We start from the raw sequence: 12,010 nt of genomic DNA on the forward strand, positions 1-12,010 counted from the left end.
TTCGGCTTCCATCAAATAGCTCATCGGCTACAAAATCCATGCTCCAACACTCATTTTTGCAGCTTGCCAAGTTCGGCAATAGACGAGTCTTAAGACTGACCCTTCTTTTGGGAATCTTATTCCTCATTTTTGTATAATCTATAAACCCGCTTATGATTGATCTTCCATCCCTCTCTTTGCAATAGCGTATGAATACGCCTGTAGCCATATCTCACTCGTATTGAAGCAATTTCTTTAATTTTTAGCGTCAAAACAGCCTGGTCTCGCGCAACTGATTTATAGTAAAAGGAAGACCGATGAATCTTTAAAACCTTGCAAGCCTTCCTTTCGCTTAGTTTATAGTTATAGCAAATTTGCCTGACTAAAACTCGCTGACGAGCAGGCTTTAAAGCTTTTTTGAAAGAACATCCTGTAAAATCTGGCGATCTAAAGTCAGATCCGCCACCAGCCTTTTCAGACGGCTGTTTTCTTCTTCAAGCTGTTTAAGCCGTCTTACTTCTGATGGCATCAATCCACCAAATTTGCTTTTCCATTTATAAAATGTGGCTTCCGCTATTCCCATCTTGCGACAGATCTCAGAAACGGCTGTTCCCATTTCTGCTTGTTTCAAGGCAAATGCAATTTGCTCATCTGTAAACTTACTTTTTTTCATATCAATCTCCCATTTTAAATGTCTTTATTCATAAAATTTTTCTCATTTAAAATGGTCCAGATTTTCGGGAACAGACCAATTTGCAGAATTTTTGATGTAAGCATGCCATGGTTGCTTGAATTTATGCAGCAGACTTTCACGGCACTGCCGGATCATTTGAATGCGAGCGTATTAGCAGAAAATGATGATTTCGAAGTCTTTGTTCTTGAGGCAGATGAAATGGGGAGCACTACAAATAGCGATGAGGCCTTCAAAGAAGCTTATTATTATTTCAAGCGAGCTGCTGATCATGATGTTAGTTTAGGTCATTATGAAATGGCTCTGGCTCTTGAATATGGTTTCGGTACTGAAAGGTCAGTAGAAGATGCCTTGCTCCACTATAAACAATCCGCAGAAACGGGTTTTTGTTTAGATATTATCGAATTAGCCAGCTAATTTTAAATAGGAGCTGATCTAGACTAGATCTGATAAGAGTTCAGCTTGACCAGTTATTGGTTGAATTATTCTATCAAATCAAGTCCCCCTTCTTCTATTAACCCGAGTTTGGAGTTTTTTTGCTCTTTTGACGCGGTCGAAAGAACGAGAACTCCAAACTTAGGTTATTAATTAGTTGCGTACTAAAGATTCGCTGATTGGGATATATGATTGGTTGGATTGTGAGCGCTAAATAAGGCTTTTAACATCCCATACATTTTTTGATTGGTGATCTTTCCCTTTTCAATAAAGGGAGAATGCCAGACTTCATCCGGTACTTGCCCTTCAATAAATTGAGGCGTTTGAATGTCTACATACCAATTTCCCGGCTCTTTGTTCTCGTAAATGGTAATGGCAGAGCAACTATCTGTATTCTGTATGAGTAAACTAAAAAAAGGACGTGCATTGCATTCCCCCTTAATAAAGGGCGGGTTTTTATCAGAATCGCTTTCAGCATTCCTCGTTTTGACAATACTTTCCAATTCATTAAATGGCATAAAGGCGAGTTCGCCATCTTGAGAACGATCATGCTTGGCATAGTCTAATTCATAAATATCTTCTAAGACAGAGCCCTCAAACAATTCTAATGCAAGCCTCTCCCCATTTTGCCTCCATTGCGGGATAAGTTGCTTCTCAAGAAACTCTTGAGTTCTACTAAGCTTTAAAAAACGCTCAATCTCTGCCGGATCCCTTTGTTTGTGAACATCATAGACAAGCACTCGTCTTCCCAATTTCCAGATGCGAGAGTTAACCACTTCTATTTTTTGAGATAAATCAGCAGGATTATAATGCTTAACTCCAATAGTTTGATTAAAAGTTTTACAGCTCTCTTTTAAATTCGCAATATCTGGCAAAGATAAATGCTTAAGAATCTCGCCTTGCCAGATGTTCTGATACCCAGCTAAAGTCATTAAAGGAAAAGGCTGATTAAAAGATGAAGGATCAACAGGATAAGTTGAATTAAGACTAACGTTTGACATATAAAATTCCTTATTATTACAACAATTAAAAAATTTATTGATATTATAAACAACAAATAATTATTTTACAATAAAAATCAACATTGATAATTAAATCAAAAACAAATATGATTTCACAATTTAATCGGTTTATAATAATGAATTCATTACTTGTTTTTTATAATCAAACAAAATCTGTTTTTAGTGAGTATACACAGGATATAATTGGCCTAGTGAGGCCGGTACTTGTCCCCAATAGTACGCGCATTTCGCAATCGGAGCGCAAGTTCTGTTTAATTGCCGGTGCGGGAACTTTAGCTGGCATTATCGCTTTAAAAGCCTTTACGGCCATGTCTTGGCAAACTTTTAAAATTCTGGCTACTGTTTGTGCCGTTCCTTTAATTGGAGGCCTAACTGGCATTCCGCTTTTTGTTTATATCGGCTGTGCCATTACGCCGCCGCTTGTCTTTATTACCACGGCTGTTGCTTTTTCTGTTATTTATCCTCATCGAGGAGTTTAGCCTGATTAGAAGCTGTTGAATTCATAGATTTTATTAAGAATAACGGCAGTTTTTAAAAAAAAGCTAGAATTGACTTTTAGAAGGTTAATAAAGGCTTCCATGGATGGCAGACTATTCCATTCCAAGAGAGGGAATTAAAATCATTATCCCTATATTCGAGGTGATGAGATTTTTAATTTTCCCTAAACTCTCTTGAAATTGCTAAGTAAGCCACGCGAATGGCGCAGGTTATAGACCTTAGCTTTATTTGCTTGTCATAAGAGGGCGTTGGATTTAGCGCCTCCTAGGGGAAAGAATTCGAACCTCGGCCATTAGCGGTTTTCACCTCTCTCAGACGGTTCCGTCTTTGAATTCAACAAGTTCGCTATGATAGTATTGCCTCTCGTCAAGTTCTCCTTCTTGTTTTGCAATACAGACAGTCACAGCTGCGTCGCCCAAAATATTTAAGACAGTCGTTGCCATGTCTCTCAAGCGATCAATGCCGGCTAAAATCGCCAGTCCTTCCAAAGGAAGGCCTAAAGATGTTAAGACAGCCGATAACATGATAAAGCCGCTGCCGGGCACACCAGCTGTTCCAATAGCCGAGAGCGTCGCCGTCATTGTCAAGGTAATATAGCTAGATAAATCAAGGGGAATGCCGTAAGCTCTTGCCACAAAGACGGCGCTCATGGCTTGAAAAATGGCCGTTCCATTCATATTCATTGTAATGCCCAAAGGTAGGACAAAGCTGGAGATATTTTTGGAAACGCCCAGATTTTCTTGCACACAATGCATGGCGACAGGCAGGGTTGCAGCGCTACTACCTGTTGAGAAGGCCATCATAATCGCATCGCCCATTCCTTTTAAAAAGGGCCGCACTTGCAGTTTGGAAACGCTTTTTAGCATGACTAGGCAATAAACCCCCACCATATGGATGAGGCAAGCCAAGTAATAGGCACCTAAGAAAATGAAGAGAGGGACCAACAGAGTCAAGCCGAATGTTCCCGTTACCCAGGCCATGATGCCAAACACTCCAATGGGAGAAAAGCTCATAATCAAAGAAGTCAAACGATACATGACATCCGCCAAAGATTCTAAGACATGCAAAAGAGGCTTTCCCCTCTCACCAGAAAAATTAATGGCAATGCCCAAAAAAACAGCAAAAACGATGACTTGAAGAATATTGCCATTTACCATAGAGGCAATGGGATTGGTAGGAATAATAGAGATGATAATTTCGCTTAATGTAGGCGCTTTTGCCGGTGGAATATTTTCCACGTGTAAATGCAATCCTTGCCCCAAGTCAAAGAGATTGGCCAATAGGATGCCCGTGAAAATGGCAACAAACGTTGTCATTAAATAAATGCCTATTGTTTTTGCTCCCACACGCCCGAGCTTTTTGGGATCATGAATATTGGTAATGCCGACTGCCATAGAAGAAAGAATAAGCAGAACAATAATCATATTAATCAGATTTAAGAAAATTGTTCCCAGGGGTTTTAAATAGATGGCTTTTTCTCCCAGGATCAATCCCGTCAAAGCTCCGAGGAGCAAACCAATAAAAATTTTAGCCCACAATTTCATGCATATTCTCCACTAGCATCCTGGCTGACATTAATAAATTATTTGCAATTTAAAATATTTTATTCAATTTATGTAAAAATTTTATTTAATTCTTTTAAGGATTTCTTAAAAATAGGTTATTAACCTGAGTTGTTAGGGGTTTTAATCCCCTTCGCTCCACACTCATTCAACTGCTCATGCAGCTTTTTCGGAACACATCAGTTATCGGCAAAGAGGGAGTTTAAGAATTTTCAAGAGATCTTGGCTTCGGCTTTACTTAAGAAAGCTTGCCATTCTTCTTGGCCTTCTACGATAGCCAGCTCAATCTGGATCCAAGCAATTGGGAGGACTAAATTCAATTGATCTTTTAACTTAACCCGGTCTTTTTCCGTACAGATTATCCAGGCTGCCCCCTGTTTTTGGCTTTTAAGGGCAAAGTTTTCCAATTCTTTTTCTTTGATCTCATCATGATCGGGCAAGCAATAGTCTGCCACAACCGTCATGCCTTCTCTCTCAAGCGTGCGCTTGAAATATTCCGGATGGGCAATTGCGCAAAACATTCCCACAGGCTGTCCCTTTAGCGATCCGATATCTTGCCCTTTTAAGTCCCTAATGCGCGTGACTCGCCCCTGCGTTCCTACCATTGGTGCAATAGTATAGGATTTTAATTGATTTTTTACAGCTTTAAACTGTTCCGAATCAGTGATGTGATTTAAAATGATGAGATGCGCGCGCGCTAAAGAGCGGATATCTTCGCGCAGAAACCCGCGTGGAAGAAAGTAGCCTAAGCCGAAGGGATCGCCTACATCGACAACGATGATATCCAAGTCCCTGGCTAAACGCCGATGCTGCAAGGCGTCATCTAGCAAGATCACTTGAGCCCCCGCCTTAGCAGCTAAAAAAGCGGCCTTTTTACGATCTCCCCCTACAATGACAAAAGATTTAGGAAAGCGCTGGGCGAAAAGATAAGGTTCGTCGCCGCAATAGGAAGCGGGAAACATAGGCCCTTGGCCTTCAGAGAGCAAAACAGGCATATCGAGCTTTTCCGCTTTGGAGCGGTAGCCTCTAGATAAAATGGCCAAGGTAAAACGCTCATAAAATGCACCTGCTAAGAGTAGAGTCACAGGCGTTTTACCCGTGCCTCCGGCCACGATGTTGCCAATGCTGATTACGAGAGGAACTGGCGGAACATAATGGCGCATCCATCCCTGATCGTATAACCAATTGCGCCCGGCTGCAATTAAGCAATAAATCCAACTTAAGGGAAGCAAAAGCCCCTTAATGAGCGCAGGCACTATGCCTCGTTTTTTTCCGCGAACAATATCTTTAATATAAATTTCCAGCTTTTTAATCATAATTAGCCTTGGCTTATGTCAAGACTTTATAAGCACATGTCTTCACGATAAGCTTCGCCTTTTCGTTCGCGGTCTTATTTTACATTCTTTAATAATTTTTTAATGCACTTGTATACGAAGCGCCTGGCCCGTTCTTTGGCTTCTCAGTTGTGTTGAACCTGTAGAATCAGGCTTGCAGCAAGAACAAATGGCAAGAGCCATTTTACACTTGAGCTTTTATCCTTCAACTCATTTGAGGTTTTAAGATTTTCTCCACGTCCTCTAGCGTTGCTGGATGAGAAGGGAGAGGTTGAGAAAACAAAAATAATTCAACCAGTTCAATAATTAAGTGAATAGCTGCCATATGGGCTTCTTGAATACGATCTGAAGTCGCAAAGCCTTCAATAATCAATTCTAAATCAGCAACGCCTTTTAACCGGCCGCCTCCCTTTCCCAGGAAAGCAATAGTTTTAAGCCCTTGCTGTTGAGCTTGCTCAAAAGCTTTAATAATGTTGGGTGAATTTCCGCTCGTCGTCAATCCAATAAAGACATCTCCGGGTTTTCCATACGCTTCTACTCCGCGAGAAAAGACCCATTCGAATCCCTGATCATTGGCCGTACAAGTCAAATGTCCAGGTTCCGATAAGGCGATTGCAGGCAGCGCCCGGCGGGATTGGCGGAAAAACCCCGTCAATTCTTCAGCAAAATGCGCGGCATCGCAAAGGCTTCCCCCATTTCCCGCTAAAATGACTTTATTTCCTTTTTGAAAGCAATCTGCCAAAACGGCCGCCGCTTGTTGCATAAAAAGAAGAGAAGAAGGCAATTTAAGCTGCTCAACAGCCCGGATGCAATCATCAATTGCCTGTAATAAATTATTTTGCATAAAAATTCTGGCTAAAATTAGAAGGGATGAATAATGAGCTCTTCATTAAGACATTAGAATTACGTGACAAGAAGTAAATATTCTTTTAACCTGAGTTTTAGGTTTTTGCTTTTGGACTGACGGGAAAGCGCTCATAGAGGAAACTGATAAGCATATCCTATTTATATTTAATATAGGCCTGCTGATCCTTCCTATTCGAGGCGTTGGCGGGGTCAAAAAGCAAAAAACGTCAAAACTCGGGTTTTTATCAATCACTTAGCTAATATTTTTAGCCACCTTCTTGTAAAAAGCAAGGAATTTCGAGTTTCTTTTCTTACCGCAGAATCAATCAAGGAGTAAAATCATGGCGAATAAACCCTTTACCCTTCCTCTCGGATCGACACCTCCCAATTTCCGCCTCAAAGCAACGGATGGCAAGTATTACGCCTTAAATAATTTTGCCAATGCCAAGGTATTAGTCATTTTTTTTACTTGCAACCATTGCCCGTATGTCATTGGATCAGATGAAATCACCCAGCAAATAGCCGAGAAATATAAAGACCAAGGCGCCGTTTTTGTTGGAATTAATTCAAATAGCGAAACTAGCTATCCGGAAGATTCCTTTGATAAAATGGTCGAGCGCATGAATAAATACCAGTTTCCCTGGATCTATCTTCGAGATGATAAACAAGAAGTCGCCAAACAATATGGAGCGCTGCGCACTCCGCATTTTTTTGTATTTGATGACAAGCATCATCTCATCTATACCGGACGAGGAATCGACTCTCCTAAGGATCCTTCAAAAATGACCGTTAACGATTTGGAAAATGCTCTGGAAGACTATTTCCAAGGCAAACAAGTGCGGACCCCCCTAACAAATCCCATTGGATGCAACATTAAATGGGAAGGCAAAGATAAGCATTGGATGCCCCCGGAAGCATGCGATTTGGTCTAATAACCTGCATTTGGCGTTTTTTATTCTTTCGGCTACGCCAAAGCCTCGGCGATGAGCACATGGCAAGAGCTCTCACCTCAGTCTAAAGGCCAAAACGCCACTCTCAGGTTGATGGACTATCCATAGATTAAATTTATTTATAAATCTTTGTTTATCAACATTCTATACCTTTTTATAATTGAGGAATATTAGCAGTTAGAATAAAATAGAGGCTTGGTTATTAATTACCGCAATGAGGTGAATATGAGATTATTCAAATTCTCGTCTATTTTATTATTGGCCTTCCTGTTATTGGGAGCGTTTACTCCTGAATTAAGCGCCAAGCATCATAAACGCACCTATAAATCAACGTCCTTTTCTTTAAATTTTGGAGTTTTGCCAGCTCCGCGTGTTTATGAGTATAATTATGTCAGCCGCCCGGCTTACTATGAGCGTGTCACGGTTGTTAAACCTTATACGCCTTACTATGCAGAGCGTATTTATTATCCTTATAGGGAAGAAATTCTCATAGAACGCCCATCCGCTGTCTATGTTCATCCTCAATACTCTTATTGGGGCTATTAATCTTATTCCGAGGGGAAAGAGCGTCTTTCTCCTCTTTTAATGTTCCCTTTCATCTCGGTTCCAAATAAAATCCGGTTTCTGCGTTATCTTGTTATCTATTTTCAATTCCGTTGTGTAGAAAATCGCTGTTCTCTAATGTTCAAGCTATACGGCTTCTAACTGAAAGCCGCTGGGTTTGCAGCCCACTCCTTTTGTTGGTTTAAAATCAAGGAAACGATGCTATGATCATTACGCTACTTGCCGTTCTTTTAGCTGCCTTAACCGCTTTTTATTTTAATCACACTCCTATTACCCTTCCCTTAACTGGAATGGCTGTCTTGGCCGCTGTAGGGGGATCGCTTCAATTTCTTTTAGCAATTCTATTGAATAGCTTGATTCTATTTCCTTTAGAACAGCTGGAGCAAAAGCTTATTCCCAATTTAATGGAACTTTTCCGTCGCGACACCTCTTTGCGTATCGGCCGCGTGCTGCTTTTTCTTTTCCCTTTAATGTCTTATTTCATCGCTTTTCTTTTGCTGATTCCTGAAATGCCTTATAAACCATGGATTTTTCTCTTTTGGATCATCGCTTTCGGAGTGGGATTGGATCTATTGAAAAATAGCTGGCGAAGCATGCTTCACTTTCTTAATCCTTTTTATTTGGTCAATCAATTTACCCATGAAGCGAAAAGGGCCATCCAGAATGAGAAAGATGATGAATTATGGAAATCGATAGACAACGTATCAGAGGTTGCTTTGCGGGCACTGGAAAAGAGCAAGATCGCACTAAGCACACAGACTCTGCAGGCTTTCCCGCCAATTATTCATGCTTTCTTTGCCTCCTCTAAAAGCATTAGCCGCATCAATATTGATAAAAAAGTCGAAAAAGAAACGGGAAGGGATGAAGCCAGCTATACCATTTTTTATTTGCTTCAGCGCCTCGAGCTTATCAATGACCGTGCCCTTCAGTTGCGCATAGAGACCGTCTGCCGGCAAATGGTCATGGTCATGGGGAAAATCATTGTCTATAGCGCCAAATACGACTTGTCCATGGTGAGCTTCCCCACTCACTTCCTAAGCAAGTTCGGCCTTAAAGCCCAGCAGCATCATTTTGGAGAAGTTGCCGATCTAACTACAAGCACGCTCCTGGAGATCGCCCGGACTATTTTAACCGAAATTGATATTACCTACGCCGAATTACAGGAGCCTTTTCAAGCAATCATCAATGGCCTGGATGCGATTGCCAAGGCAACATTCAAAAAAGACAAAAATACCAGCTTCCAAGTTTTAACCCATCCTTTCCACGATCTCAAAGCCTTGTTTCAAACTGAAAAAATGGCCCGCCATCCGGATACCCCCGTCATTTTGCAGGAAATCGACCGCGTCCTATCCGAGTTTGAAGCGCTAGAGCAAGTCGTACGCGCCATCCCCGCCATTCCCGACATAGAAGATGCAGGCTCACTTCCTCCCCTGCCGCCCGATACGTTCAATCCGGGCCCTGTAGGGTAAACTAAGCTCTTTATAGGAGAGTGCCTTTTAAGACCATAAGAGCAATTAAGAAGTAGATGATGATGCCTGTGACATCAACAATGGTTGCTATAAAGGGAGCTGAGGATGTGGCAGGATCTGCTCCTGCCCGCCTTAAAATTAAAGGCAGCATTGAACCTGCTAAGGTTCCCCATAAAACCACGCCAATCAAAGAAAAGCCTATTGTAATTGCGATCAAAGGCCAATGAATTCCATAAGTATTAAACATTAAGCTCCAAATCACCACTCTAATACAACCAATCGCACCTAAAACAGCGCCAAGAAAAAGACCGGACAAGATCTCACGTCTAGCCACTTTCCACCAATCACTTAGAAGAACTTCTCTAAGGGCCATGGCCCGAATCACGAGGGTAGAGGCTTGCGAGCCCGCATTGCCTCCACTTGAAATAATGAGCGGTAAAAAAAGAGCTAAGACAACGGCTTTAGAAAGTTCATCTTCAAAATACCCCATAGCTGTCGCTGTAAACATTTCTCCCAGGAAGAGGATGACAAGCCAGCCGGCCCGTTTCTTCATCAAATCTAAAAAAGGAGCCTGCATATAGGGTTCGTCCAACGCCTCCATTCCTCCGATTTTTTGAATATCTTTTGTGGCTTCTTGATTAGATAGCCTTAAAATATCATCGATAGTGACTATGCCGAGCAAAACGCCCTCTTTATTAATGACGGGAAGTGCATGACGATGATGCCGCCTAAAAACCTGGATCGCCTTCTCTTCACTATCATCAACCAATAAAGCAATAAATTGATTGTTTGCTATTTGTTGAACTTGATAATGCCGAGGAACAAACAAGAAATTTTTCAACTTGATATCGTCTAGCAGTTTTTCCTTTTCATCAACCACATAAATAATATCAATTGTTTCACTGTCATGCCCATACGCCTGAATATAATCAAGCACCCTTTCAATCGTCCAATCCATTCTAACGGAAAGAAAATCAGGAGTCATCAGACGTCCGACGCTTCCTGGCGGATAACCAAGTAGGGTCATCGCAAGGATACGCTCATCATAGGGCAAAAGTTTGATCCATTCATCGGCTGCAAGTTTAGGAAGACTCTGCAAAAAACTGGTGCGATCATCCGGAGAGAGCGATTTTAATAGGGCAATGACTTGCATGGCAGGCAAAACCGACACTAAATGTCTTTGCACATGCAGAGGCAAGAAATCGAATGTCTGTACAGCCAAAGCCGGTGAAAGAAAACTAAATAGAAAGGATTGATCACTTTCGGATTTATTTGAAATAATCTCGGCCAATTCAAAAGGAGAAAGAGAATTAAGCGCTTCCGTTAGTGCTTCGCTATCTCTCTCTTTAATTAAACTATTGATAGAAGGATAAAGAGAGTTTTTCATTTAAAATGTTCGAATCGCTCCCACAATAACCTCTTGTGCTCCTAAATGGCGCTTTTTAGGGTGATAAGAATGGTCGGGAACATCAAAATAAGCATGCCTAGCATTGGTACCGACATAAGAGATAAAGACATTGAGCCAAGCAAATTCTTGGGTCAGAGTGGCTCTCCAATCGGTATAGCTTAACTGTTCATAATTTCTAACTGTTTGATGCCCCACATGAACCAATAAAAAGAGCTTTCCGCCCTCCAGATAGGGGTAGCAGACTTTCTCCAATAAATTAAAAGTTAAGTTAGCTTCAATATAATTGGATCCCCGCGAGCTTCCATTTGGCCGGCTAGCATGATTTTTTTTCCAATTGAAAGGAGGATTATCCGAACAAATGCCAAAATAATTCGTCAATGCCTGCCAATATTTCACACTGATCCACTTATAGGTCAATTCAACATACAGCTCTCCGGTATTATAATGCACGCTATCAGCAGAAAACGTTTTGCCACCAGGATAATAATAGTAGATCAAGCCAACGTTGAAAGCTAAATCGGGAATCCGGCAAGGAAACATTTTGCCTTTGTAACCGCCATAGAAATCCCATTCCATGCTTGTATTATTATAAAAATTGGTTGTGCCATCCACATTTGAAGCCCACGTCCCTAAATAGCCGCCGCCTGCATGAGAATAATCAAAGCCTCCTTGAATGGCAGGCCGGCGCATCGTCTGGGAAATACCGCGAAATCGATAATCTGATACTAAACTGACATTTGCCGTAAAGGTATGAGGAGACTTAGGCTTTTCTTCTTCCTTCTTATCTTCTTTCTTATTGTTTTTGTCCTTCTTGGACTCTGCCTTTTGCTCGTTTTTATCCCCATCCTCTTCCTTGCCTGATTCTTTCTGCTGATTAGTATCTTGCTGATCAGCTTTCTCGCTCTCTTGAGCGGCATCTTGGGAGGGAGTCGACTTCTTTTCTTGATCGGCTAGCTGGCCATTTCCATACCTAACGGCATTCGGCTTGCTGGCCTCTTTAGAAGGAGTCGATTTCTTATCTTGATTGCTGGTATTGCTATTTGCTCGGGCTGCCTCTTCGGCATAGTCGGTATAATACGGATTTCCCCCTTGTTGTTCGGGATAATAGGGATTGCCTTGGCTGCTTGGATCGGAATAATAGGGATTGCTCTGCTCCGGATAGGAATAGAAAGAATAATTATCTTGGCTGGATTGAACCGGTTCCCCTCTGCAGATGCAAAGCAAAGCTAACACCGCATATCTTTTCATTTTT

Annotated in this window: 13 protein-coding genes; 5 read left to right on the forward strand and 8 right to left on the reverse strand. The window is 41.5% G+C overall.

Annotated elements, in window-relative coordinates; translation table 11 throughout:
- Positions 1–116: 116 nt before the first annotated feature.
- The gene (locus BN3769_RS15315) at positions 117–353 is read right to left on the reverse strand and encodes an IS3 family transposase (protein WP_079989353.1); all 237 of its coding nucleotides are present in this window, start codon (positions 351–353) and stop codon (positions 117–119) included.
- Between the two features lie 32 nt (positions 354–385).
- Positions 386–652 (reverse strand): transposase, encoded by a 267-nt coding sequence (locus tag BN3769_RS12545; protein WP_068471129.1) that lies wholly within the window; start codon positions 650–652, stop codon positions 386–388.
- A gap of 102 nt (positions 653–754) precedes the next feature.
- Here BN3769_RS12545 and BN3769_RS12550 point away from each other — a divergent pair, with 102 nt between their 5' ends.
- A complete protein-coding gene (locus BN3769_RS12550) occupies positions 755–1,087 on the forward strand; it encodes an SEL1-like repeat protein (protein ID WP_068471131.1) in 333 nt (110 codons plus the stop codon).
- Positions 1,088–1,269: 182 nt separating this feature from the next.
- Here the strand turns inward: BN3769_RS12550 and BN3769_RS12555 are convergent, their stop codons facing one another.
- Positions 1,270–2,106, reverse strand: a complete 837-nt coding sequence (locus tag BN3769_RS12555; RefSeq protein ID WP_068471133.1) for a hypothetical protein — start codon at positions 2,104–2,106, stop codon at positions 1,270–1,272.
- A 137-nt stretch (positions 2,107–2,243) separates the two neighbouring features.
- Here BN3769_RS12555 and BN3769_RS12560 point away from each other — a divergent pair, with 137 nt between their 5' ends.
- Entirely contained in the window at positions 2,244–2,606 is a 363-nt protein-coding gene (locus BN3769_RS12560; protein ID WP_068471135.1) for a hypothetical protein, read from the forward strand.
- A gap of 330 nt (positions 2,607–2,936) precedes the next feature.
- Here the strand turns inward: BN3769_RS12560 and BN3769_RS12565 are convergent, their stop codons facing one another.
- The 3 genes from BN3769_RS12565 to BN3769_RS12575 all read right to left on the reverse strand — a co-directional run bounded on the left by BN3769_RS12565 (position 2,937) and on the right by BN3769_RS12575 (position 6,365).
- Positions 2,937–4,169 (reverse strand): dicarboxylate/amino acid:cation symporter, encoded by a 1,233-nt coding sequence (locus tag BN3769_RS12565; protein ID WP_068471137.1) that lies wholly within the window; start codon positions 4,167–4,169, stop codon positions 2,937–2,939.
- A gap of 230 nt (positions 4,170–4,399) precedes the next feature.
- Positions 4,400–5,503, reverse strand: a complete 1,104-nt coding sequence (gene lpxK, locus BN3769_RS12570) for a tetraacyldisaccharide 4'-kinase (protein WP_068471138.1) — start codon at positions 5,501–5,503, stop codon at positions 4,400–4,402.
- Positions 5,504–5,726: 223 nt separating this feature from the next.
- A complete protein-coding gene (locus BN3769_RS12575) occupies positions 5,727–6,365 on the reverse strand; it encodes a D-sedoheptulose-7-phosphate isomerase (RefSeq protein ID WP_068471141.1) in 639 nt (212 codons plus the stop codon).
- A gap of 343 nt (positions 6,366–6,708) precedes the next feature.
- Here BN3769_RS12575 and BN3769_RS12580 point away from each other — a divergent pair, with 343 nt between their 5' ends.
- The 3 genes from BN3769_RS12580 (at position 6,709) to BN3769_RS12590 (ending at position 9,350) form a co-directional block, all read left to right on the forward strand.
- Positions 6,709–7,299, forward strand: coding sequence for a thioredoxin family protein (locus BN3769_RS12580; protein WP_068471143.1), 591 nt, complete (start codon positions 6,709–6,711; stop codon positions 7,297–7,299).
- 243 nt (positions 7,300–7,542) lie between these two features.
- Positions 7,543–7,863 carry a hypothetical protein gene (locus tag BN3769_RS12585; protein ID WP_068471145.1) on the forward strand — a complete coding sequence of 107 codons (321 nt, stop codon included), beginning with the start codon at positions 7,543–7,545 and terminating at the stop codon, positions 7,861–7,863.
- A gap of 221 nt (positions 7,864–8,084) precedes the next feature.
- A complete protein-coding gene (locus BN3769_RS12590) occupies positions 8,085–9,350 on the forward strand; it encodes a hypothetical protein (protein WP_068471147.1) in 1,266 nt (421 codons plus the stop codon).
- Positions 9,351–9,360: 10 nt separating this feature from the next.
- Here BN3769_RS12590 and mgtE read toward each other — a convergent pair whose 3' ends face one another.
- The gene (gene mgtE, locus BN3769_RS12595; protein ID WP_068471149.1) at positions 9,361–10,737 is read right to left on the reverse strand and encodes a magnesium transporter; all 1,377 of its coding nucleotides are present in this window, start codon (positions 10,735–10,737) and stop codon (positions 9,361–9,363) included.
- Positions 10,738–12,006 carry a TorF family putative porin gene (locus tag BN3769_RS12600; protein ID WP_068471151.1) on the reverse strand — a complete coding sequence of 423 codons (1,269 nt, stop codon included), beginning with the start codon at positions 12,004–12,006 and terminating at the stop codon, positions 10,738–10,740.
- Positions 12,007–12,010 lie beyond the last annotated feature (4 nt).

Source organism: Candidatus Protochlamydia phocaeensis, from assembly GCF_001545115.1.
Classification (GTDB): domain Bacteria; phylum Chlamydiota; class Chlamydiia; order Chlamydiales; family Parachlamydiaceae; genus Protochlamydia_A; species Protochlamydia_A phocaeensis.

Coding starts and splice junctions, on each gene's coding strand:
- BN3769_RS12555 (WP_068471133.1), bottom strand. CDS start 2,106: ATGTCAAACGTTAGTCTTAATTCAACTTATCCTGTTGATCCTTCATCT.
- mgtE (WP_068471149.1), bottom strand. CDS start 10,737: ATGAAAAACTCTCTTTATCCTTCTATCAATAGTTTAATTAAAGAGAGA.
- BN3769_RS12565 (WP_068471137.1), bottom strand. CDS start 4,169: ATGAAATTGTGGGCTAAAATTTTTATTGGTTTGCTCCTCGGAGCTTTG.
- BN3769_RS12545 (WP_068471129.1), bottom strand. CDS start 652: ATGAAAAAAAGTAAGTTTACAGATGAGCAAATTGCATTTGCCTTGAAA.
- lpxK (WP_068471138.1), bottom strand. CDS start 5,503: ATGATTAAAAAGCTGGAAATTTATATTAAAGATATTGTTCGCGGAAAA.
- BN3769_RS12575 (WP_068471141.1), bottom strand. CDS start 6,365: ATGCAAAATAATTTATTACAGGCAATTGATGATTGCATCCGGGCTGTT.
- BN3769_RS12560 (WP_068471135.1), top strand. CDS start 2,244: ATGAATTCATTACTTGTTTTTTATAATCAAACAAAATCTGTTTTTAGT.
- BN3769_RS12580 (WP_068471143.1), top strand. CDS start 6,709: ATGGCGAATAAACCCTTTACCCTTCCTCTCGGATCGACACCTCCCAAT.
- BN3769_RS12590 (WP_068471147.1), top strand. CDS start 8,085: ATGATCATTACGCTACTTGCCGTTCTTTTAGCTGCCTTAACCGCTTTT.
- BN3769_RS12600 (WP_068471151.1), bottom strand. CDS start 12,006: ATGAAAAGATATGCGGTGTTAGCTTTGCTTTGCATCTGCAGAGGGGAA.
- BN3769_RS12550 (WP_068471131.1), top strand. CDS start 755: ATGCCATGGTTGCTTGAATTTATGCAGCAGACTTTCACGGCACTGCCG.
- BN3769_RS12585 (WP_068471145.1), top strand. CDS start 7,543: ATGAGATTATTCAAATTCTCGTCTATTTTATTATTGGCCTTCCTGTTA.